The sequence below is a fragment of the Streptomyces nodosus genome, assembly GCF_008704995.1.
Taxonomy (GTDB): Bacteria; Actinomycetota; Actinomycetes; order Streptomycetales; family Streptomycetaceae; genus Streptomyces; species Streptomyces nodosus.
Map to the genome: position 1 here is coordinate 1,543,009 of NZ_CP023747.1, position 22,978 is coordinate 1,565,986.

The following is a 22,978-nucleotide window of genomic DNA, read 5'->3' on the forward strand; positions in this document are numbered from 1 at the left end:
CTAGTCGCGGGCCGCGGTCAGATGTTCCGCGTGTTCCTGGAGCGAACGGACGCCCACATCGCCGTGGTGCAGGGCGTCGATGCCCTGGACGGCGGCGGCGAGCGCCTGGACGGTGGTCAGGCAGGGCACGGAGCGCGCCACCGCCGCGGTGCGGATCTCGTAGCCGTCGAGGCGTCCGCCGGTGCCGTAGGGCGTGTTGACGATGAGGTCGATCTCGCCGTCGTGGATGAGCTGGACGATGGTCCGCTCGCCGTTCGGTCCGGTGCCCTCGGACTGCTTGCGCACCACCGTGGCGTTGATGCCGTTGCGCTTGAGGACCTCGGCGGTGCCGGAGGTGGCGAACAGCTCGAAGCCGTGGGCGACCAGCTCACGCGCCGGGAAGATCATGGAGCGCTTGTCGCGGTTGGCGACCGAGATGAAGGCGCGGCCCTTGGTCGGCAGCGGCCCGTAGGCCCCCGCCTGCGACTTGGCGTAGGCGGTGCCGAAGACGGAGTCGATGCCCATGACCTCTCCGGTGGAGCGCATCTCCGGGCCGAGGACCGTGTCGACGCCCCGGCCGTGGATGTCACGGAACCGCGACCACGGCAGCACGGCCTCCTTGACCGAGATCGGCGCGTCCAGCGGCAGCTCGCCGCCGTCGCCCCGCGCGGGCAGCAGCCCCTCCTGCCGGAGCCGGGCGACGGTGGCGCCGAGCGAGATCCGGGCGGCGGCCTTGGCCAGCGGTACCGCGGTCGCCTTGGAGGTGAAGGGGACGGTGCGGGAGGCGCGCGGGTTGGCTTCGAGGACGTAGAGGATGTCGCCGGCCATGGCGAACTGGATGTTGATCAGTCCGCGGACCCCGACGCCCTTGGCGATGGCCTCGGTGGAGGCGCGCAGCCGCTTGATGTCGAAGCCGCCCAGGGTGATCGGGGGCAGGGCGCAGGCCGAGTCGCCGGAGTGGATGCCGGCCTCCTCGATGTGCTCCATGACGCCGCCGAGGTAGAGCTCCTCGCCGTCGTAGAGGGCGTCCACGTCGATCTCGATCGCGTCGTCGAGGAACCGGTCGACCAGCACCGGCCGCGAGGGGCCGATCTCGGTGGACTCGGCGATGTACGAGGACAGCCGGGCCTCGTCGTAGACGATCTCCATGCCGCGTCCGCCCAGGACGTAGGACGGCCGGACCAGGACCGGGTAGCCGATCTCGTCCGCGATGGCCTTGGCCTCGGCGAAGGTGGTGGCGGTGCCGTGCTTGGGGGCCGGGAGACCGGCCTCGGCGAGCACCCGGCCGAACGCGCCGCGGTCCTCGGCGGCGTGGATCGCCTCGGGCGGGGTGCCCACGATCGGCACACCGTTGTCCTTGAGCGCCTGCGCCAGGCCCAGCGGGGTCTGGCCGCCCAGCTGCACGATCACCCCGGCGACCGGTCCCGCCTGCTGTTCGGCGTGCACGATCTCCAGCACGTCCTCCAGCGTCAGCGGCTCGAAGTAGAGGCGGTCGGAGGTGTCGTAGTCGGTGGACACCGTCTCCGGGTTGCAGTTGACCATCACGGTCTCGTACCCGGCGTCGCTGAGCGCGAAGGAGGCGTGGACACAGGAGTAGTCGAACTCGATGCCCTGGCCGATGCGGTTGGGCCCGGAGCCCAGGATGATCACCGCGGGCTTCTCGCGGGGCGCGACCTCGCTCTCCTCGTCGTAGGAGGAGTAGAAGTACGGGGTCTGTGCGGAGAACTCGGCGGCGCAGGTGTCGACCGTCTTGTAGACCGGCCGGATGTGCAGGGCGTGCCGCAGCTCGCGGACGACGTCCTCACGCAGTCCGCGGATCTCGCCGATCTGCTGGTCGGAGAACCCGTGCCGCTTGGCCTCGGCCAGCAGGCCGGGGGTCAGCTCCGGTGCCTCGGCGAGCTCGTCGGCGATCTCCTTGATCAGGAAGAGCTGGTCGACGAACCAGGGGTCGATCCTGGTGGACTCGAAGACCTCTTCCTGGGTGGCACCGGCGCGGATGGCCCGCATCACGGTGTTGATCCGGCCGTCCGTCGGGCGGACGGCCTCACGCAGCAGCTGGTCCTTGTCACCAGGTTCACCCGTGAAGGTGAAGCGGCTGCCCTTCTTCTCCAGGGAGCGCAGCGCCTTCTGGAGGGCCTCGGTGAAGTTGCGGCCGATGGCCATGGCCTCGCCGACCGACTTCATGGTGGTGGTCAGCCCGCTGTCGGCGCTCGGGAACTTCTCGAAGGCGAAGCGCGGGGCCTTGACGACCACATAGTCGAGGGTCGGCTCGAAGGAGGCCGGAGTCTCCCGGGTGATGTCGTTGGGGATCTCGTCGAGGGTGTAGCCGACGGCGAGCTTGGCCGCGATCTTGGCGATCGGGAAGCCGGTCGCCTTGGAGGCGAGCGCGGAGGAACGCGACACCCGGGGGTTCATCTCGATGACGATGACCCGGCCGTCCTCGGGGTCGACCGCGAACTGGATGTTGCAGCCGCCGGTGTCGACGCCGACCTCGCGGATCACGGCGATGCCGATGTCCCGCAGGATCTGGTACTCGCGGTCGGTGAGGGTCATCGCCGGGGCGACGGTGATCGAGTCACCGGTGTGCACGCCCATCGGGTCGAAGTTCTCGATGGAGCAGACGACCACGACATTGTCGTGCTTGTCGCGCATCAGCTCCAGCTCGTACTCCTTCCAGCCGAGGATGGACTCCTCCAGGAGCACCTCGGTGGTCGGCGAGAGGGTGAGGCCCTGTCCGGCGATGCGGCGCAGTTCCTCCTCGTCGTGCGCGAAGCCGGAGCCGGCGCCGCCCATGGTGAAGGAGGGGCGGACCACGACCGGGTAGCCGCCGAGCCGCTCCACTCCGGCCAGCACCTCGTCCATGGAGTGGCAGATCACGGAGCGGGCGGACTCGCCGTGCCCGGTCTTCTGCCGGACGGCCTCCACGACCTCCTTGAACAGATCGCGGTCCTCGCCCTTGTGGATCGCCTCGACGTTGGCGCCGATCAGTTCGACGCCGTACTTGGCCAGCACACCGTTCTCGTGCAGGGAGATCGCGGTGTTGAGGGCCGTCTGACCGCCCAGGGTGGGCAGCAGCGTGTCGGGCCGCTCCTTGGCGATGATCTTCTCGACGAACTCCGGGGTGATCGGCTCGACATAGGTCGCGTCGGCGATCTCCGGATCGGTCATGATCGTCGCCGGGTTGGAGTTGACCAGGATCACCCGGAGACCCTCGGCCTTCAGGACCCGGCACGCCTGGGTGCCGGAGTAGTCGAACTCGGCGGCCTGACCGATGACGATCGGGCCGGAGCCGATGACCAGGACGGACTGGATATCGGTGCGCTTAGGCACGCTGGCCCTCCATCAGAGAGACGAAGCGGTCGAACAGATAGGCGGCGTCATGCGGGCCCGCCGCCGCTTCGGGGTGGTACTGGACGCTGAAGGCCGGCCGGTCGAGCAGCTGGAGGCCCTCCACCACGTCGTCGTTGAGACAGACATGGGAGACCTCGGCGCGGCCGTAGGGGGTGTCGGACACCCGGTCGAGCGGGGCGTCGACGGCGAAGCCGTGGTTGTGCGCGGTGACCTCGACCTTTCCGGTCGTACGGTCCTGCACCGGCTGGTTGATGCCCCGGTGGCCGTACTTCAGCTTGTAGGTGCCGAAGCCGAGCGCGCGGCCGAGGATCTGGTTGCCGAAGCAGATGCCGAACAGGGGCGTCCCGCGCTCCAGGACGGCCCGCATCACGGAGACGGGGTGGTCGGCGGTGGCGGGGTCGCCGGGGCCGTTGGAGAAGAACACTCCGTCCGGGGCCACGGCATAGACGTCCTCGACGGTCGCCGTCGCGGGCAGCACATGCACCTCGATGCCGCGCTCGGCCATCCGGTGCGGGGTCATGCCCTTGATACCGAGGTCGACGGCGGCGACGGTGAACCTCTTCTCGCCGATCGCGGGGACGACATAGGACTCGGTGGTGGCGACCTCGGCGGCCAGGTCCGCACCCGCCATCTCGGGGGCCTGGCGCACCTCCGTCAGCATGGTGCCCTCGTCGGGCAGCGCGTTGCCGGAGAAGATGCCGACCCGCATGGCGCCGCGCTCGCGCAGATGACGGGTGAGCGCCCGGGTGTCGATACCGCAGATGCCGACGACGCCCTGCCGGCGCAGCTCCTCGTCCAGGGAGCGCCGGGACCGCCAGTTGGAGGGCACCCGCGCGGGGTCGCGGACCACATAGCCGGCCACCCAGATCCGCCCGGACTCCGGGTCCTCGTCGTTGACCCCGGTGTTCCCCACGTGCGGGGCGGTCATCACCACCACCTGACGGTGGTACGACGGGTCGGTGAGGGTCTCCTGGTAGCCGGTCATGCCGGTGGAGAAGACGGCCTCGCCGAAGGTCACCCCCGCGGCCCCGTAGGCACGGCCCCGGAAGATCCGGCCGTCCTCCAGGACGAGTACGGCGGGAGCCGCCTGGTGCCTCCCCGAGGCGGTTCCCTGGCTGGAGGTCGTCATCGTGCGCCTTCCGTCTCGTCGATCTTGTCGATCATCTGGTTCAGGGTGTCGACCCAGTCGTTGTGCTCGGCCGCGTGGTCGGAGCGGAAGCCGGAGTCGATCAGTCTGTCGCCGTGCGCCCAGGTCACGACCAGCAGTCCGCCCTCGGTGAGGACCTTGCCCGCGATGCCCTTGTCGAGCCGGGCCTCGCGCAGCTGCGCCGCCGGGACGAAGAAGTCCCGCGCGCCGGGGCGTACGACGTCCAGGCCGGCGTCGGTCAGGGTCAGCTCCACCCGGCTGCGGGTGCCCAGACCCTGGGCGACGATGCGGTCCAGCCACTGCCCGGCGGTGGTGGAGCCGTGGTAGCGGCCGCTCATCGTGAGTCTCGGCGCGCCGGGTTCCGCGGGCGAGGCGGGCAGCTCCGGCAGATCGCCCTGGAGGGTGGCCCGCCACTTCCAGCCCTCGCGCATCAGCCAGTAGATCAGCGCGATGAACAGGGCGAGACCCACGAGCCAGCCGATGCGGGCGGCCCAGTCGGTCACTTCCGCCGATTTCTTCTCGGCGGCCAACAGGTAGAGAGATGTCACGCGAGCTTCCCGTCGATGAGCGTGGCCTTGCCCCGGAGCCACGTGTGCGTCACACGGCCCGGCAGCTCACGGCCCTCGTACGGAGTGTTGCGGCTGCGCGAGGCGAAGCCCGCGGGGTCCACGGGCCCACGGTATGCCGTGTCGACCAGGGTGAGGTTCGCGGGCTCGCCTGCCGAGACGGGTCGTCCGTGTCCGGCGGCCCGGCCGATCCTGGCGGGAGCGGCGGACATCCGGTCGGCGACACCCGCCCAGTCGAGCAGTCCGGTGTCGACCATCGTCTCCTGGACCACCGACAGCGCGGTCTCCAGGCCGACCATGCCCATGGCGGCCGCGGCCCACTCGCAGTCCTTGTCCTCGTGCGGGTGGGGGGCGTGGTCGGTGGCGACGATGTCGATCGTGCCGTCGGCGAGCGCCTCGCGCAGGGCCAGCACATCGCGCTCGGTGCGCAGCGGCGGGTTGACCTTGTAGACCGGGTTGTAGCTGCGCACCAGTTCGTCGGTGAGCAGGAGGTGGTGCGGGGTGACCTCGGCGGTGACGTCGATGCCGCGGGACTTCGCCCAGCGCACGATCTCCACGGACCCGGCGGTGGACAGATGGCAGATGTGGACCCGGGAGCCGACGTGCTCGGCGAGCAGCACGTCCCGCGCGATGATCGACTCCTCGGCGACGGCGGGCCAGCCGCCGAGGCCCAGCTCGGCGGAGACGACGCCCTCGTTCATCTGGGCGCCCTCGGTGAGCCGCGGCTCCTGCGCGTGCTGGGCGACCACACCGCCGAAGGCCTTCACATACTCCAGCGCCCGGCGCATGATCACCGCGTCGTCGACACACTTGCCGTCGTCGGAGAAGACGGTGACGCCCGCGGCGGACTCGTGCATGGCACCCAGTTCGGCGAGCTTCCTGCCCTCCAGGCCGACGGTGACCGCGCCGATGGGCTGTACGTCGCAGTAGCCGTGCTCCCGGCCCAGCCGCCAGACCTGCTCGACGACGCCGGCGGTGTCGGCGACCGGGAAGGTGTTGGCCATGGCGAACACGGCCGTGTAGCCGCCGCTCGCGGCGGCCCGGGTGCCGGTCAGTACGGTCTCGGAGTCCTCACGGCCGGGTTCGCGCAGATGGGTGTGGAGATCGACGAGGCCCGGCAGCAGGACCTTTCCCCCGGCCTCCACGACCTCGGCGCCCTCGGCGTCGAGGTCCGTGCCGACGGCCTCGACGGTCTCGCCGTCGATCAGGACGTCCAGCGGTTCGCCGCCGAGCACGTTCGCACCACGGATCAGGGTCTTGCTCATCTGGATCTACTTCTCCTCGTCCGTGGACGGCGTCGCCGTGAGGCGTTCGGAAGGGTGGGGGTGGGCGGCGGGGGTGCGGCTGTGGGTGACGGCCGGCTCGTTGCCGCCGAGCAGCAGATAGAGCACCGCCATCCGGGTGGAGACGCCGTTTGCCACCTGTTCGACGACGGTGCAGCGGTCGGAGTCGGCGACCTCGGCGGTGATCTCCATGCCGCGGACCATCGGTCCTGGGTGCATGACGATGGCGTGCTCGGGCATCCGGGCCATCCGGTCGGAGTCGAGGCCGTAGCGCCGCGCGTACTCGCGCTCGGTCGGGAAGAAGGCGGCGTTCATGCGTTCACGCTGGACGCGCAGCATCATCACCGCGTCGGACTTGGGGAGCACGGAGTCGAGGTCGTAGGAGACCTCGCAGGGCCAGGTTCCGACGCCTACCGGCAGCAGGGTGGGCGGGGCGACCAGGGTGACCTCGGCGCCCAGGGTGTGCAGCAGATCGACGTTGGAGCGGGCGACCCTGCTGTGCAGCACGTCGCCGACGAGAGTGATGCGCCGGCCGGCCAGGTCGTGGCCTATGCCCGCGTCCGGTCCGATCAGTCGGCGGCGCATGGTGAAGGCGTCGAGCAGCGCCTGGGTGGGGTGCTGGTGGGTGCCGTCTCCGGCGTTGATGACGACGGCGTCGATCCAGCCGGAGGTGGCCAGACGGTAGGGGGCGCCGGAGGCGCCGTGCCGGATGACGACGGCGTCGACGCCCATGGCCTCCAGGGTCTGGGCGGTGTCCTTGAGGGACTCGCCCTTGGACACGCTGGATCCCTTGGCGGAGAAGTTGATCACGTCCGCGGACAGGCGCTTCTCGGCGGCCTCGAAGGAGATCCGGGTGCGGGTGGAGTCCTCGAAGAAGAGATTGACGACGGTGCGGCCGCGCAGGGTCGGCAGCTTCTTGATCGGCCGGTCGGCGACCCGGGCCATCTCCTCGGCGGTGTCGAGGATCAGGACGGCGTCGTCGCGGGTGAGGTCGGCGGCCGAGATGAGATGACGATGCATCTTTCAGGCTCCGTAAGGCAGTTCATATGAGGAGTTTTCGGGCAGGCGGGCCCGCGAAGGGGCGCACTCACGGGGCGTACGCCGATGACGTACGCCGCGGTGCTATCGCTGTGCGCCCGGGACGGCCGGCTGCACACCGAGCAGCACGGTGTCGCGACCGTCCTCCTCGGCGAGCTGGACCTTGACCGTCTCCCGCAGCGACGTGGGGAGGTTCTTGCCGACGTAGTCGGCGCGGATCGGGAGCTCGCGGTGGCCGCGGTCGACCAGGACCGCGAGCTGGACCGCGCGGGGACGCCCGATGTCGTTCAGGGCGTCGAGGGCGGCGCGGATGGTGCGGCCGGAGAAGAGCACATCGTCGACGAGGACGACCAGGCGGCCGTCGATGCCCTCACCGGGGATCTCGGTGCGGGCCAGCGCACGCGGGGGCCGCATGCGCAGATCGTCGCGGTACATGGTGATGTCGAGGGAGCCGACCGGGACGGTGCGACCGGTGATCTGCTCGAGCTTGGCGGCGAGCCGCCGGGCGAGGAAGACGCCTCGGGTGGGGATGCCGAGGAGCACCACGTCGCCGGCGCCCTTGGCGCGCTCGACGATCTCGTGGGCGATGCGGGTCAACACCCGCGCGATGTCGGGGCCTTCGAGGACGGCCCGAGCATCGGAATGCTGCGTGTCCATAAGAAACGGACCTCCTTCTCCGCCTCACGGGACGGACCTTAAAGGACGTCGTCATTGCGCCATACACGCTACCAGCCCGCCGACGGCGCGCTGTCATCCCCCCGGCGTCATGTCTCACCCGTCCGGCCCCGTCGGAGGCCGTCGATCACGGAAGGGTCGGTCCGGACCGTTCGGCTTGACGGGGCAGAGTCACGCTGCGTAACCTCACAGTGAGTCACCAGCCGCGCGGCCGAGCCGCACGTCGACACCGTGTCCGGGGAGCTATATGTCCAGCGAATACGCCAAACAGCTCGGGGCCAAGCTCCGGGCGATCCGCACCCAGCAGGGCCTTTCCCTCCACGGTGTGGAGGAGAAGTCCCAGGGACGCTGGAAGGCGGTCGTGGTCGGTTCGTACGAGCGTGGAGACCGCGCCGTCACCGTGCAGCGCCTTGCCGAGCTGGCGGATTTCTACGGGGTTCCGGTACAGGAGCTGCTGCCCGGCACCACCCCCGGTGGAGCCGCCGAGCCGCCGCCGAAGCTCGTCCTCGACCTGGAGCGCCTGGCGGGCGTGCCGGCCGAGAAGGCGGGCCCGCTCCAGCGCTACGCGGCGACCATCCAGTCGCAGCGTGGTGACTACAACGGCAAGGTCCTGTCGATCCGCCAGGACGACCTGCGCACGCTCGCGGTCATCTACGACCAGTCGCCCTCCGTCCTGACCGAGCAGCTGATCAGCTGGGGTGTCCTGGACGCGGACGCGCGCCGCGCGGTCTCCCACGAGGAGAGCTGACCACCCCCGTCCCCAGCAGAAACGTGCCGCCGGGGTGACCCGAACTCATCGGTTCGGGTCACCCCGGCGGCGTTGTGAGGACCCGCCGCCGTACGGGGCGACACCACGGCCGAGAACGCCTCAGGGGCCCGCAGCACTCGTGCTGTGGGCCCCTGAGGCGTTTCCCGTGTGTCTCAGGCCTCTTCGCGGCGCAGGGACGGCTTGAGCTCCTTCAGCCGGCCGAGCAGGCCATTGACGAACGCGGGTGACTCGTCCGTGGAGAACTCCTTGGCGAGCTGCACCATCTCGTCGAGCACCACGGCGTCCGGGGTCGCGTCGACCCAGATCAGCTCATAGGCGCCCAGCCGCAGGATGTTGCGGTCGACGACCGGCATCCGGTCGAGCGTCCAGCCGACCGCGTACTGCGCGATCAGCTCGTCGATGCGCCGGATGTGCTCCGCATAGCCCTCGACCAGCTGCATCGTGTACTCGCTCACCGGCGGCTGCCGGGGGTCGGTCCGGGAGAGCGTGATCCAGTCCGCGAGGACCGTCAGGACGTCCGCCCCGCGCTGGTCCCCCTCGAAGAGAATCTGGAAGGCGCGCTTACGGGCCGTGTTACGGGCGGCCACGGTTAGCTGTTCACCCGGCCGAGGTAGTCGCTGGTGCGGGTGTCGACCTTGATCTTCTCACCGGTGGTGATGAAGAGCGGGACCTGGATCTGGTGGCCGGTCTCCAGCGTGGCGGGCTTGGTGCCGCCGGTGGAGCGGTCGCCCTGGACGCCCGGCTCGGTCTCGGCGATGGTCAGCTCGACCGCGGCCGGGAGCTCGACGAAGAGCACCGAGCCCTCGTGCTGGGCGACGGTGGCCTCGAAGCCCTCGATCAGGAAGTTGGCGGCGTCACCGACGGCCTTGCGGTCGATGTGCAGCTGGTCGTAGGTCTCCATGTCCATGAAGACGAAGTACTCGCCGTCCATGTAGGAGAACTGCATGTCGCGCTTGTCGACGGTGGCCGTCTCGACCTTGACGCCGGCGTTGAACGTCTTGTCGACGGTCTTCCCGGAGAGCACGTTCTTGAGCTTGGTGCGCACGAAGGCCGGGCCCTTGCCGGGCTTGACGTGCTGGAACTCGACGACGGACCAGAGCTGGCCGCCTTCGAGCTTGAGCACCATGCCGTTCTTGAGGTCGTTCGTGGAAGCCACGGTTGCGGAATCTCCTGGACAGACGTACGACCCCGGGGCACGCGCTACAGCGCGAGCAGCTCCTTGGTCGTGATGGTGAGTAGCTCGGGTCCGCCGTCCGCCTCGGGGCGCACGACGAGCGTGTCATCGATCCGGACACCACCCCGGCCGGGGAGGTGGACCCCCGGTTCGACGGTGACCGGCACGCAAGCGTCCAGTTTACCCATGGCCGAGGGGGCCAACTGCGGGTCCTCGTCGTTTTCCAGCCCCACGCCGTGCCCGGTGAGCGGCGGAAGGGCCCCGCCGTACCCGGCTGAATCCAGTACCTGACGCGCCGCGCGGTCCACGTCACGGTAGGCGGCGCCGGGGGTCAGGGCCTGTCGTCCGGCGCGCTGAGCGGCGAAGACGAGGTCATAGAGCTCGATCTGCCAGTCGGCGGGCGAGGTGCCGATGACGAACGTACGACCGATCTCGCAGCGGTAGCCGCGGTAGGCGGCCCCGAGGCAGACGGAGAGAAAATCTCCCTCTTCCACTCTCCGGTCGGTGGGCCGGTGACCGCGGCGGCCGGCGTTGGGCCCGGTGGCCACGGAGGTGGGGAAGGCGGGTCCGTCGGCGCCGTGGTCGACCAGGCGGCGCTCCAGCTCCAGGGCGAGATGGCGCTCGGTGCGGCCCACCAGGATGGACTCGAGCAGCTCACTGAGGGCCTGGTCGACGATCTCCGCCCCGATCCGCAGCAGGGCGATCTCCTCCTCGTCCTTGACGAGCCGGAGCTGCTCGACCGCGTTGCCGAGGTCGCCGAGCCTCAGCCGGGGGGCGACGGACCTGAGGGCGCGGTGCCGGGCGACGGTGAGGTGGTGCTCCTCGACGGCCAGCGACTCGGCGCCCTGGGCGGCGGCCAGATCCGCCGCGGCGACGGCGGTGTCACCGGCGGGCGCGGGCAGCGCGTGCACCCGCAGTCCCTCGTCGGGCCGCCCGTCGGCGAGCTGGTCCTCGGGGGGCCCGGCGCACAGCAGCACGTCCTCGCCGAGGCCCAGCAGCAGCACCGCGCCCTGGGGCGCGGCGCCCGCGAGATAGCGCACGTTGGCGGGGCGCGAGATCAGCGCCGCCGCGCCGCCGCCCGCGCTGCAGCGTTCCCTCAGCCGCTCCCGGCGGGCCGCGTACACCTCTGACATGACCCGAGCCTACGAGGGTCGGCCCGATGTCGCCGTTTCAGAGGTCCGGACGGGCGGCGGGCGCCCGGTGGGCCGCACCGGCCCGCACGGTTCGCCGGGGCGGTCTCACCACTGCGGAGGGCTGGCGATCGAGCGGGCCAGCACCTCGTCCAGGACCCGGGCCGTGCCCTCCACATCGAGCTGGGAGTTGTCGATGATCGGCAGCCCGGAGCCGTACCAGCCGGCCATCCGGCCGTGGATGCGGGCGACCTCCTCGTCGGTGAGCCGGCGGTTGCCGGAACGCTGGGCGTTGCGCTCCAGGACGATCTCCAGTCCCGGGAGGAGGACGACCGGCAGCAGACCGGGGCCCACATGCCGCTTCCAGCCGCCGAGGCCCACGGCGGGCCGGTCGGGGAAGACCGCGTCGTCGAGGATGCACGAGATGCCGTTGGCGAGGAAGTTGCGGGCCGCGAAGCCACAGGTGCGGCGGGCGAGCCGGTACTGCGCCTCCGAGTTGTCGTTCCACCCCGACTGCGGGTCGGCGAAGCCCGAGCGCACCCACTCGCGGACGTCGTCGAGGCTGATGTGGGCCGTGGGGACCCGGCGGTGGCCGGCCCAGTACTGCGCCACGCTGGTCTTGCCGGCGCCCGCGGGGCCGATGAGCAGCACGGCCAGCGTGGTGGTCGAGGGGGCGGGCGCACCACCGGCGGGTGCCGGGCCCGGCCTGCCCGCCGGGACCTCGGGCGGCAGCCTCACCTGGCCCGTGACGTCGGGTGCCGGGGGAAGGTGCGGCTGGGGCGGGGGGACATGAGTGTGCGGTGCGCCGGGGGGCGGTGGCGCGGCGAAGCCCGGAGCGGGCGGCGGCGGGGTCCCCTGCGGGACGCCCGGCTGTCCCGGGTGGTGGGCGGTGGGTGACCAGGCGGTCCCCGGACCCTGCCCCGGCTGGTGGGGCGGCAGCGGAGCTCCCACTGCGTGCTGCATCCGGTGGCACTCCGTCTCGTGCGGGCGATCGACACTGACAGCGGGGCGCACCCCGCTCCCCACCGAACGGTACCGTTCCCGGCCGCCGTTGTGTGAACGGCCGGGAACGCCGGGACGTGCTGCTCGCCACGCGCACATCGGGACAACCCGGTCCCGAGGGGAACGACTCGCCCGCCGGGGCGTTCCCGTCGCGGCTACTCCCCCACCTCGCCGTACGCGCCGAGCAGGACCGCGGGATCGGGGCCTTCCAGCACGGTGGGCTTGGCCAGGCCGTCCAGGACGATGAAGCGCAGCAGATCGCCCCGGGACTTCTTGTCGACCTTCATGGTCTGGAGGAGCTTGGGCCACTGGTCGTAGCGGTAGTGCAGCGGCAGTCCGACCGATTCCAGCACCGTGCGGTGACGGTCGGCGGTGGCGTCGTCCAACCGGCCTGCCAGGCGCCCGAGTTCGGCGGCGAAGTGCATACCCACGGCGACCGCGGCGCCGTGGCGCCACTGATAGCGCTCGTTCTTCTCGATCGCATGGCCGAGCGTGTGCCCGTAGTTGAGGATCTCTCGCAGGCCGGACTCCTTCAGGTCCGCGGAGACCACCTCGGCCTTGACCCTGATGGAGCGTTCGATCAGCTCGGCGGTGTGCGGTCCGGCCGGGGTGCGCGCGGCCTCCGGGTCCTCCTCGATCAGCTCCAGGATGACCGGGTCGGCGATGAAACCGGCCTTGATGACCTCCGCCAGCCCGGAGACATAGTCGTTGACCGGGAGGGAGTCCAGCGCGGCGAGGTCGCACAGCACCCCGGCGGGCGGGTGGAAGGCGCCGACCAGGTTCTTGCCCTCGGCGGTGTTGATACCGGTCTTGCCGCCGACCGCGGCGTCCACCATGGCCAGCACGGTGGTGGGGACGGCGATCCAGCGCACCCCGCGCAGCCAGGTCGCCGCGACGAAGCCGGCCAGGTCGGTGGTGGCCCCGCCGCCCACCCCGACGATGACGTCGGAGCGGGTGAAGTTGGACTGGCCCAGCGCCTTCCAGCAGTACGCGGCGACCTCGGCGGTCTTGGCCTCCTCCGCGTTGGGCACCTGGATGGCGACCGCCTCATAGCCCTGTTCGGCCAGGTCGGCGCGGAGCGCGTCGCCGGTCTCGGCCAGCGCCTCTGGGTGGATCACGGCCACCCGCTTGGCCTTGTCGCCGATCAAGCCGCCCAGTTCACCGAGGAGTTGACGGCCGACCAGGACCTCGTACGGGTCGGTGCCGGCGGTGCCGCCGACCGGGATCCGTGTCACGTCCTCGCTCATGCCTGCTTCAACTCCAGTGCGTCCAGGGCGGCTCGGCCGACCTCTTCGGGGGTGCGGCCGTCGGTGGCCACGACGGCCGTCGCGACCTCCTCGTACAGATGGCGGCGGGCCTCCATCAGCTCCCGCCACTGGCGGCGCGGGTTGACCGCGAGCAGCGGACGGGCGACGTTGAGGCCGGTGCGCCTGACCGCCTCCTCGACGTCCATCGACAGATAGACCACCTGGTGCCCGGCCAGCAGGGCGCGGGTGTCCTCGTCGAGGACGGCGCCCCCGCCCAGGGCGAGGACGCCCCGGTGCTCGGCGACCGCCCGGCGCACGGCCTCCTTCTCCAGGGTGCGGAAGAACGGTTCGCCCTCGTCCACGAAGATGTCGGCGATGGAGCGGCCCTGTTCGGCCACGATGTCCTCGTCCGTGTCGCGGTAGCCGACGCCGAGCCGTTCGGCGAGCAGCAGTCCCACGGTGGACTTGCCCACGCCCATCGGGCCGACCAGCACGATCAGGGGCGCGCTCACCGGATCGCCAGGTTCTCGAGGTAGGACCGGACGTTCCGGCGGGTCTCGGTGACCGAGTCGCCGCCGAACTTCTCGGCGACCGCGTCCGCGAGGACGAGGGCCACCATGGCCTCGGCGACGATGCCCGCGGCCGGCACGGCGGAGACGTCGGAGCGCTGGTGGTGGGCCTGGGTGGCCTCGCCGGTGGCCACGTCCACGGTCTTCAGGGCGCGCGGCACGGTCGCGATCGGCTTCATCGCGGCCCGCACCCGCAGCAGCTCACCGGTGGTCAGGCCGCCTTCGGTGCCACCGGAGCGGCCGGAGACGCGCCGGATGCCCTCAGGGGTGTTGACGATCTCGTCGTGCGCCTTCGAACCGGGCACCCGCGCCAGCTCGAAGCCGTCGCCGAGCTCGACGCCCTTGATCGCCTGGATGCCCATCAGGGCGCCGGCCAGCCGGGCGTCCAGTTTGCGGTCCCAGTGCACATGCGAGCCCAGGCCGACCGGGACGCCGTAGGCCAGGACCTCGACCACTCCGCCGAGGGTGTCGCCGTCCTTGTGGGCCTGGTCGATCTCCGCGACCATCGCCTTCGACGCGTCGGCGTCCAGACAGCGCACCGGGTCGGCGTCCAGCCTCTCCACATCGGCGGGGGTCGGGTAGACGCCGTGCGGGGCCTTCACGGAGCACAGCTCGACCACATGCGAGACGATCTCGATCCCGGCCGTCTCCTTCAGATACGACCGCGCCACCGCACCGAGCGCCACACGCGCCGCGGTCTCCCGGGCCGAGGCCCGTTCCAGGATCGGGCGTGCCTCGTCGAAGCCGTACTTCTGCATACCGGCGAGATCGGCGTGCCCGGGACGGGGCCGGGTCAGCGGGGCGTTACGGGCAAGACCGGCGAGGACCTCGGGGTCGACCGGATCGGCCGCCATCACCTGCTCCCACTTGGGCCACTCGGTGTTGCCGACCATGACCGCCACCGGTGAGCCCAGGGTGAGGCCGTGCCGGACACCGCCCAGGAAGGTGACCTCGTCCCGCTCGAACTTCATCCGGGCACCGCGCCCATAGCCCAGCCGCCGCCGCGCCAGGTGGTCCGCCACCATCTCCGTGGTGATCGGCACGCCGGCGGGAAGGCCCTCCAGCGTCGCGACAAGTGCGGGACCGTGGGATTCCCCCGCGGTCAGCCAGCGCAACCTGCTCAACGATGCTCCTCAGTCTCGCGCCCTGGTACGGCCCTGCGTACGCATGTCCTCGCGTACGGCGACGGTGCGACCGGGTGCGCGGCCCCGGCCCGCCTACCCGATCCTCCCACGTTAGGCGACAGGAACCGGCCCTAGTCCGTCAGGCGGACGAACCTCGACGGCCGACGGGCTCGGGCCCGCCAGCCGTCCGTATCAGCCGCAGTTCGCGTAGGGGCTGGTGTAGGTCCAGTTGTGAATGGTGGACGCGCCGATCTCGTCGTAGTGCGCCCAGAAGCGCACGCACGTGCCAGGCGCGTTGAGATAGAGGGGGCCCGCGTAGTACTTGTAGTCGCCGTCGTCCTTCTTCATCGAGCCGCCCTCGGCCTGGATTCCGACACCGAGGCCGGTGGCTCTGCCGTAGTAGGTGTTGGACTCGTGCTTGACGGTGACGACACAGTTACTTTTCGTCGAGGCGCTGTAAAGCTGGAAGACGGTGACGCTCTGCCCGTACCCCAGCGTGTAGCTGCGCTGTACGTAGTAGCTGGAACCGCAGGCGGCCACGGCCTGCTCGGCGGGTGTCGCCGCATGGGCCACACCGGATCCGGCCAGCAACGTCCCAAAGGCTGCCGCAGTCAGAGCAAAGACGCGGCCGATCGACTTACGCACGGTTCTCCCCTTCACCGGTGTCGCTCGACACCGCCCAGCGAGAATGTAGCGGCGAAATGATCTTTTCCGACCGCTCGATCCAGCCAGATCATGACTGGATCAGACGCCTGTCCCCTTGAGCGCTCGTTCACCCGCCACCCTCATGACGCCGAGCGGCGCGGTGGCGCAGCCGGTCATCTGCTCCACCTGGAGCACGGCCTGGTGGACCAGCAGGTCCAGGCCGCCCACGACCGCGCCGCCGTACATGGACCAGCGCGCCGCGAGGGCGGTGGGCCAGGGGTCGTAGAGAACGTCGAAGAGGGTCGCGGGGCGCGCGGGGACGGCTGCGGCCAGCGCGTCCGTCGTCCCGGCCGGTGTGGTGGCGACGACCAGCGGCGCATGCAGCGCCCGGTCGGCTCCCGACCAGTCGGCGATCCGGACGTCCACCTCGAGCCGCTCGCCCCACTGCCGCATCTCGGCGGCCCGGGTCTCGCTACGGACATAGGCGACGACCTCGCCGGTGCAGATCCGGGACAGCGCGGCCAGCGCGGAGGACGCCGTGGCGCCCGCGCCGAGGATCGCGGCGGACTCCACCTGTTCGACGCCCCGCTCGCGCAGCGCGGCGATCATCCCGGGGATGTCGGTGTTGTCACCGAGACGCCGTCCGTCCTCGGTGAGGACGACGGTGTTCACCGCCTCCACCGACGCCGCGGTGTCGCTGATCGAGTCGAGGAGCGGGATGACGGCCCGCTTGAGCGGCATGGTCAGTGACAGTCCGGCCCACTCGGGTCCGAGTCCCCCGACGAATCCGGGCAGCGCCCTCTCGTCGACCTCGAAACGGTCGTACGACCAGTTCGTCAGCCCCAGTTCCGCGTATGCGGCGCGGTGCAGCACCGGGGAGAGGGAGTGGGCGATGGGCGAACCGAGGACGGCCGCGCGCCGGGTCCGCTCACTGCTTGCGGAGGGCATCGAACTTGTCCTTCAACTTCAGGAATTCGGCGTGCGTCTTGGCGAACTCGGTCTTGCTGACACCGTCGGTGGCGACGAAGTAGATCCACCCGTCGTGTGTCGGGTCGAGGGCCGCGGACAGCGCCTCGGCACCGGGGTTGCCGATCGGCCCGGGCGGCAGGCCCTTCTGGGTGTAGGTGTTGTACGGGTCTTTATTGCTGTTTATCTCGGACTCGCTGATGTGGATGTTGCTCTGACCCTTCAGATAGTTGAAGGTCGAGTCGAACTGGAGCAGCTGATAGGTCTCCGTGTTGTCGGGCTTGAGGCGGTTATAGACCACCTCGGCCATCTTCCGGTAGTCGTCGTGCGTCTTCCCCTCGGCCTGGACCAGGCTCGCCACCGTCAGGAGTTCCAGAGGGTTCTTCAGATCGAATTTCGAGGCCTTGCTCTCCAGCTCGAAATCGGCATATTTCTTCTTGGCCGTACCGATCATCTGCTTGAGGACGTCCTCGGGCTTCATGCCCTTGGTGACCGGATAGCTGGACGGGAAGAGGAATCCTTCCAGCGGGTCCTTGATTTCCTTGTTGGTGTTGGCCCAACTGGGAAGCCCGAGGCTCTTCCATTCCTTCTCGGCGATGCCCTGGGTGGTGCCCGCCTTGAGCTTGAGACGGTCGTCGATCGCCGCATAGACCTTCACATTGCGCCATCCCTCGGCGATGATCAGGTTGTTCTTGCTCTTGGGGCTGAGCATCAACTGGACTGCGGAGGCCGCGGACATCTCCTTGTTGAGCAGGTAGGTGCCCGCCTGGATGGTCTTGCCCTGGGGGTTCTGCTCCTGCGCCGCCACGAACGCGTCGACGCTCTTGACGACACCGGCCTTCTTCAGCAGCTGGCCGATGGTGTAACCGCCGGACCCGTCCGGAATGGTGACGCTGATCTGCTCGCCGTTGCCCTCGCCCGCGTAATCGGGTGCCGCGCCGAAATGGCTTTGGTAGAACTGGTATCCGAGATAGCTGATCCCGCTGGTGCCACCGCCGACGACCAGCACGACCACCAGGCAGGCGGTTCCGCTACGGCGCTTTTTGGTCTTCTCGCCCTTGCCGCCGCGCCCTCGCCGGTCACCGCGGCCGCGGGAGCCGCGCGGCGCCTCGTCCTCGTCGTCCTCGTCATCGTCGGCGTCCGCGAAGAAGGCATGTTCGCCCTGGTCGGGACCCGGGTCCCAGTCCGTCTCCGGCTCCGGTTCGGCACGCCGACGGTCCGACGGCTCGGGCGACGACTCGGGCGAGGGATAGGTGTCGGGCAACTGCTGGGGGTCGGGCTGCTCGGCGCCGTACCCGCCGGCCTGGGCGCCGTAGGGGTCACCGGCGTCGCCGGGGTAGGGCATGGGGGGCTGCCCACCGCCGTTCCAGCCTCCGTCACCGTGGTTCTGCTGCGGACCGCCCGGGTAGTACTGCCCGCCCATCTCCTGCTGCACCGGGTACTGCTGGGGCTGCCCCGGGTACGGGTGCCCACCCTGCTGGGGATGACCTTGCTGGGGATGGCCCTGCTGGGGGTGCCCCTGATACGGGGGACCGCCCGCCTGGGGCTGGCCCGCATACTGCTGCGGCCCCGGCTGCTGCGGCTGGCCCGGATACGGCTGCCCGCCCTGCTGCTGATACTGCTGCGGCTGCTGGTACTGCGCCTGGCCCTGGTCCGGATACTGCTGGTAGCCCTGCTGTCCCTGGTCATAGCCGGGCTGCCCGCCACCCTCCCAGCCACCGCCGTACTGCTGCTGGTGCTGCTGGTGCTGCTCCGGGTAATGCTGCGGCTGGTCGCCGTAGGGAGACTGGGCGGGCTGCCCCTGCCCTTCCCATCCGCCGTCCCCGTACAACGGGTCCTCCGGATGCCACGGTGCGGAGCCTGGGCCCCGGCCATACTCAGTCATCGATCCCCTAGAGCCGCGAGGCGACGGTTGCTGAGCACCTACGGCACGACATCCGGTCCGCCTCTCCTGCTGTGCGGCAGCTGTTCGAACGCCGCCGCAGCGCGGAACGTTACCGTATCGCGATCAGCTCAGATTCATTTCTCCGGTCGAATTGTCCGGTTGTCCCCTGCTCGGGTCGCCACCCCACAGCCGACCGCCGGATCCGGGGAGCATACGCCGACCGGGCGACATCGAGAGACTCGTCCATCGCGCCCGACCTCGGCCGACCGTCCCGCGAACAACGGGTGAAGACACCGAGGAACTCACGAGGTGATGTCGACGCCCTCGCCGGGGGATGTTCCCGACATCCGTTCGGACTCCAGCGCCTGCTGGAGGATGACGACGGCGGCCGCCTGGTCGATCACGGACCGGCCCTTCTTGGACCGCACCCCGGAGGCGCGCAGCCCCTGACTGGCCGTCACCGTGGTCATCCGCTCGTCCACCAGCCGGACCGGGACGGGCGCGATCGAACGCGCCAGGTCCAGGGTGAAGGCACGGACCTTGACCGCGGCCGGGCCCTCGCCCCCCTTGAGGGAGCGAGGGAGCCCGACGACCACCTCGATGGGCTCGTACTCCTCGACGAGTTGCCGCAATCTCCGCTGGGCCGCGGGGACATCCCGTCCGGGCACCGTCTCGACCGGGGTGGCGAGGATGCCGTCGGGGTCGCAGGAGGCGACCCCGATCCGGGCGTCACCGACGTCGATCGCGAGTCGGCGTCCTCTTCTCATGCTGTCGGCCGTTCCTTACTTGGCGGTGTCGGCGACCAGGCGCTCGACGGCGTCGACGGCCTCCGGGACGGCGGCCGGGTTCTGGCCTCCGCCCTGGGCGACGTCCGGCTTGCCGCCGCCACCGCCGCCGAGGGTCTTGGCGGCGGTGCGGACCAGGTCACCGGCCTTGAGCCCGCGCTCGCGGGCGGCCTCGTTGGTGGCGATGACCGTGAGCGGCTTGCCGTTGTTGACCGTGAACAGGGCGACCACGGCGGCCCGGCCGCCCTGGATGCGGCCGCGCACGTCCAGGACCAGCTTGCGCAGGTCGTCGGGGGTGGTGCCGTCGGGGACCCGGCCGGTGACCACGGCGACACCGCGTACGTCCCTGGCGGACTCGGCGAGCCCGGCGGCGGCCTGCAGCACCTTCTCCGCGCGGAACTTGTCGATCTCCTTCTCGGCGTCCTTGAGCTTGCCGAGCATGGCGGAGACCTTCTCCGGCAGTTCCTCCGGGCGGCCCTTGAGCAGCTCGGTGAGCTGGTTGACGACCGTGTGCTCACGGGCGAGGAAGCTGTAGGCGTCGACGCCGACGAGGGCCTCGATACGGCGCACACCGGAGCCGATCGAGGACTCGCCGAGCAGCTTCACCAGGCCCAGCTGGGCCGTGTTGTGCACATGGGTGCCGCCGCACAGCTCCTTGGAGAAGTCGCCGATGGTCACGACGCGCACGCGCTCGCCGTACTTCTCGCCGAACTCGGCGATGGCGCCCTGCTTCTTGGCCTCGTCGATGCCCATGACCTCGGCCTGCACATCGAGGTCCCGAGCGAGCACCTCGTTGATCTTCTGCTCGACGTCGGTCATCACAGCTGTCGGCACGGCGGACGGGGAGCCGAAGTCGAAGCGGAAGCGGCCGGGCTGGTTCTCGGAACCGGCCTGGGCGGCCGTCGGGCCGAGGGCGTCGCGCAGCGCCTGGTGGGTCAGATGGGTGGCCGAGTGGGCGCGGGCGATGGACTTGCGGCGCAGCGAGTCGATGGTGGCGTGGGCCTTGGCGCCCAGGGTGACCTCGCCGACCTGGACGACGCCCTTGTGGACGTAGACGCCCGGGACCGGCTTCTGGGTGTCGCGGATCTCGATCACGGCACCGGAGTCCGCCTTGATACGGCCGGTGTCGCCGATCTGGCCGCCGCCCTCGGCGTAGAACGGGGTGCGGTCCAGGACGATCTCGACCTCGTCGCCCTCGGTGGCGGCCGGCGAGGAGAGTCCGTCGACGAGGATGCCGACGATCGTGGACTCGCCCTCGGTGTCGGTGTAGCCGATGAAGTCGGTCTCCCCGGCGGCGTCGGCGATCTCGCGGTAGGCACCGAGGTCGGCGTGGCCCGTCTTCTTGGCCTGGGCGTCGGCCTTGGCGCGCTCCCGCTGCTCCTTCATCAGCCGGCGGAAGCCGTCCTCGTCGACGGAAAGGCCCTGCTCGGCGGCCATCTCCAGGGTGAGGTCGATCGGGAAGCCCCAGGTGTCGTGGAGCAGGAAGGCCTTGTCGCCGGCGAGGACGGTGCCGCCGGAGGCCTTGGTGTCGGTCACGGCGGTGTCGAGGATGTTGGTGCCGGCCTTCAGGGTCTTGAGGAAGGCGGCCTCCTCGGCGAGGGCGACCTTCTCGATGCGCTCGCGGTCGGTGAGGAGTTCGGGGTACTGCTGCCCCATCATCCCGATCACGGTGTTGATCAGGTCCTTGACGACGGGCCCCGTGGCTCCGAGCAGCCGCATGTTGCGGATGGCGCGGCGCATGATGCGGCGCAGCACATAGCCCCGGCCCTCGTTGCCGGGGGTGACGCCGTCACCGATGAGCATGGTGGCGGTGCGCATATGGTCGGTGACCACACGCAGCGACACGTCCGAGGCGTGCGCATGGCCGTAGGCGACACCGGTGAGCTCGGTGGCCTTCTTGATCACGGCCATCGAGGTGTCGATCTCGTACATGTTCTGCACGTCCTGCAGAATCATGGCGAGCCGCTCCAGGCCGAGGCCCGTGTCGATGTTCTTGCTCGGCAGGTCCCCGAGGATCTCGAAGTTGTCCTTGCCGATGCCCGCGCCGCGCTCGTACTGCATGAAGACCAGGTTCCAGATCTCCACATACCGCTCGTCGTTGACGGCGGGGCCGCCCTCGACGCCGAACTCGGGGCCGCGGTCGTAGTTGATCTCGGAGCAGGGGCCGCACGGTCCGGGGACGCCCATGGACCAGAAGTTGTCCTTCATCCCCAGGCGCTGGATGCGCTCGGCGGGGACGCCGACGACCTCGCGCCAGATCTGCTCGGCCTCGTCGTCGTCCTGGTAGACGGTGATCCACAGACGCTCGGGGTCGAGGCCGTAACCGCCCTTGTCCTGGGACGCGGTGAGCAGCTCCCAGGCGAGCTTGATGGCGCCTTCCTTGAAGTAGTCGCCGAAGGAGAAGTTGCCGCACATCTGGAAGAACGTGCCGTGCCGGGTGGTCTTGCCGACCTCTTCGATGTCCGGCGTGCGCACGCACTTCTGCACGCTGGTGGCGCGTGGGAACGGCGGCTTGACCTCACCCAGGAAGTAGGGCTTGAAGGGCACCATGCCGGCCGGGACGAGCAGCAGAGTCGGGTCGTCCGCGATGAGCGACGCCGAAGGGACGACGGTGTGACCGCGCTCCTCGAAGAAGCTCAACCAGCGGCGGCGGATCTCAGCCGACTCCATCAGTGGTCCTCATTCCGGTTGTACGAGTACGTCGTACTCCCGACGTACTTCGGGTTGTTGCGGTTCTCGATGGCGGTGTGCTGCCGGGGCGCCGGCAGCTCGGGGTCCGCGGAGGCGTTCAGGCCGAGCGCGTCGCCGAGTTCGGCCTCCCGCTGCGCCATGTTGTCGCGGACGTCGAGCGCGAAGCCCAGCGCGCGGTCCTTGAGCCGGTGACCGGCCTCGAGTGCCTTGTTCGCCGCCTGCGCGGCCAGGCTCTCGGGGGTCAGCTGCCTCAGCTTGCGGTTGACCTTGGTGGTGGCCCACACACCGGCGGCGACGCCCGTGGTGAACCAGAAGGTACGGCGGAACATCGCTCGGTCAGTCTCTCTTTTCCCGGGTGCTCCGCCGGCCCCGTCGCACGGACGGGACGGTGCGGCCCACGATCACGGTACGCCGGGGGTCCTGGTCGGGCACATTCTCACGGCGGCCCAGCAGCGCGCGGCGCACGCCGTAGCCGAAGGCCGCGACCTTGACCAGGGGGCCGCCGAAGGTGGACGCGACGGTCGTCGACAGCGCCGACGCGTTCGAGGTGACCTCCTGGACGTCCGATGCGATCGCGTCGACCCGGTCGATCTGGGTCTGCGCCGAGCGCACCGCGGAGGAGGCGTCGGCCAGCAGCGGAACGGCCTGGTCGGTCACGTCCGCCACCAGCTTGGTGGTCGCCTTGAGCGTCTGGGCCAGCCTCACCAGTGCGACGGCGAGGAAGGAGACCAGGATCGCCCAGAACACGGCCACGAGGATCCCGGCCACCTCTCCACCGGACACCGTGCGCACCCGCTCCCTGGAACGTGTCTGAACATCGAAAAGTCGTCCCCCGAGCCTATCGCGCCCGGGCCGGGAGTCCGTACCGGATTCGGGGCAGGTCCCGGTGGAACCGCGGCGGCCCGCCGCCTCGCCCGCCCGGGAGGGGCGGGGAGACGGCGGGCCGCCGGGT

The 22,978-nt window shown here is 70.3% G+C and carries 21 protein-coding genes; 1 reads left to right on the top strand and 20 read right to left on the bottom strand.

Features of this window, described 5'->3' with window-relative positions; all coding sequences use genetic code 11:
* The 6 genes from carB to pyrR form a co-directional block, all read right to left on the bottom strand.
* Positions 1–3,309, bottom strand: a complete 3,309-nt coding sequence (gene carB, locus CP978_RS06975) for a carbamoyl-phosphate synthase large subunit (protein WP_043438489.1) — start codon at positions 3,307–3,309, stop codon at positions 1–3.
* Entirely contained in the window at positions 3,302–4,459 is a 1,158-nt protein-coding gene (gene carA / locus CP978_RS06980; RefSeq protein ID WP_043438492.1) for a glutamine-hydrolyzing carbamoyl-phosphate synthase small subunit, read from the bottom strand. The genes carB and carA overlap by 8 nt, the downstream gene beginning before the upstream one ends.
* Positions 4,456–5,025, bottom strand: a complete 570-nt coding sequence (locus CP978_RS06985; protein WP_043438493.1) for a PH-like domain-containing protein — start codon at positions 5,023–5,025, stop codon at positions 4,456–4,458. Before CP978_RS06985 ends, carA begins: the two co-directional genes overlap by 4 nt.
* A complete protein-coding gene (locus tag CP978_RS06990) occupies positions 5,022–6,308 on the bottom strand; it encodes a dihydroorotase (protein ID WP_043438496.1) in 1,287 nt (428 codons plus the stop codon). Before CP978_RS06990 ends, CP978_RS06985 begins: the two co-directional genes overlap by 4 nt.
* A 6-nt stretch (positions 6,309–6,314) precedes the next feature.
* A complete protein-coding gene (locus tag CP978_RS06995) occupies positions 6,315–7,346 on the bottom strand; it encodes an aspartate carbamoyltransferase catalytic subunit (RefSeq protein ID WP_043438499.1) in 1,032 nt (343 codons plus the stop codon).
* 102 nt (positions 7,347–7,448) lie between these two features.
* Complete coding sequence (gene pyrR / locus CP978_RS07000; RefSeq protein WP_043438501.1) at positions 7,449–8,021, bottom strand: bifunctional pyr operon transcriptional regulator/uracil phosphoribosyltransferase PyrR; 573 nt, start codon at positions 8,019–8,021, stop codon at positions 7,449–7,451.
* Positions 8,022–8,286: 265 nt separating this feature from the next.
* Here pyrR and bldD point away from each other — a divergent pair, with 265 nt between their 5' ends.
* Positions 8,287–8,787: a transcriptional regulator BldD gene (gene bldD, locus CP978_RS07005; protein ID WP_043438502.1), complete on the top strand. Its 501-nt coding sequence runs from the start codon at positions 8,287–8,289 to the stop codon at positions 8,785–8,787.
* Between the two features lie 173 nt (positions 8,788–8,960).
* Here bldD and nusB read toward each other — a convergent pair whose 3' ends face one another.
* From nusB to CP978_RS07080, 14 genes are all read right to left on the bottom strand, one after another.
* Entirely contained in the window at positions 8,961–9,395 is a 435-nt protein-coding gene (gene nusB, locus CP978_RS07010) for a transcription antitermination factor NusB (protein ID WP_043438504.1), read from the bottom strand.
* A gap of 2 nt (positions 9,396–9,397) precedes the next feature.
* The gene (efp, locus tag CP978_RS07015; protein WP_043438506.1) at positions 9,398–9,964 is read right to left on the bottom strand and encodes an elongation factor P; all 567 of its coding nucleotides are present in this window, start codon (positions 9,962–9,964) and stop codon (positions 9,398–9,400) included.
* Positions 9,965–10,008: 44 nt separating this feature from the next.
* Positions 10,009–11,115 (bottom strand): aminopeptidase P family protein, encoded by a 1,107-nt coding sequence (locus CP978_RS07020; RefSeq protein WP_043438508.1) that lies wholly within the window; start codon positions 11,113–11,115, stop codon positions 10,009–10,011.
* A 105-nt stretch (positions 11,116–11,220) separates the two neighbouring features.
* A complete protein-coding gene (locus tag CP978_RS07025) occupies positions 11,221–12,075 on the bottom strand; it encodes a Pro-rich N-terminal domain-containing protein (RefSeq protein WP_079162045.1) in 855 nt (284 codons plus the stop codon).
* Positions 12,076–12,269: 194 nt separating this feature from the next.
* Entirely contained in the window at positions 12,270–13,361 is a 1,092-nt protein-coding gene (gene aroB / locus CP978_RS07030; RefSeq protein WP_043438514.1) for a 3-dehydroquinate synthase, read from the bottom strand.
* Positions 13,358–13,873, bottom strand: coding sequence for a shikimate kinase (locus CP978_RS07035; protein WP_043438517.1), 516 nt, complete (start codon positions 13,871–13,873; stop codon positions 13,358–13,360). The genes aroB and CP978_RS07035 overlap by 4 nt, the downstream gene beginning before the upstream one ends.
* On the bottom strand, positions 13,870–15,054 hold the full coding sequence (gene aroC, locus CP978_RS07040) for a chorismate synthase (protein ID WP_043438520.1): 1,185 nt from the start codon (positions 15,052–15,054) through the stop codon (positions 13,870–13,872). The genes CP978_RS07035 and aroC overlap by 4 nt, the downstream gene beginning before the upstream one ends.
* Positions 15,055–15,246: 192 nt before the next feature.
* The gene (locus tag CP978_RS07045) at positions 15,247–15,645 is read right to left on the bottom strand and encodes a serine/threonine protein kinase (RefSeq protein WP_227745334.1); all 399 of its coding nucleotides are present in this window, start codon (positions 15,643–15,645) and stop codon (positions 15,247–15,249) included.
* 153 nt (positions 15,646–15,798) lie between these two features.
* Positions 15,799–16,647, bottom strand: coding sequence for a shikimate dehydrogenase (locus CP978_RS07050; RefSeq protein WP_043438525.1), 849 nt, complete (start codon positions 16,645–16,647; stop codon positions 15,799–15,801).
* Positions 16,628–18,550 (bottom strand): endolytic transglycosylase MltG, encoded by a 1,923-nt coding sequence (gene mltG / locus CP978_RS07055; protein ID WP_150478159.1) that lies wholly within the window; start codon positions 18,548–18,550, stop codon positions 16,628–16,630. Before mltG ends, CP978_RS07050 begins: the two co-directional genes overlap by 20 nt.
* Positions 18,551–18,852: 302 nt before the next feature.
* Complete coding sequence (ruvX, locus tag CP978_RS07065) at positions 18,853–19,317, bottom strand: Holliday junction resolvase RuvX (protein ID WP_043438530.1); 465 nt, start codon at positions 19,315–19,317, stop codon at positions 18,853–18,855.
* Positions 19,318–19,332: 15 nt separating this feature from the next.
* Positions 19,333–22,005 carry an alanine--tRNA ligase gene (alaS, locus tag CP978_RS07070; RefSeq protein WP_043438533.1) on the bottom strand — a complete coding sequence of 891 codons (2,673 nt, stop codon included), beginning with the start codon at positions 22,003–22,005 and terminating at the stop codon, positions 19,333–19,335.
* Entirely contained in the window at positions 22,005–22,355 is a 351-nt protein-coding gene (locus CP978_RS07075) for a hypothetical protein (RefSeq protein WP_043438536.1), read from the bottom strand. The genes alaS and CP978_RS07075 overlap by 1 nt, the downstream gene beginning before the upstream one ends.
* Before the next feature lie 7 nt (positions 22,356–22,362).
* Entirely contained in the window at positions 22,363–22,818 is a 456-nt protein-coding gene (locus tag CP978_RS07080; protein WP_043438538.1) for a DUF948 domain-containing protein, read from the bottom strand.
* Between the last annotated feature and the right edge of the window lie 160 nt (positions 22,819–22,978).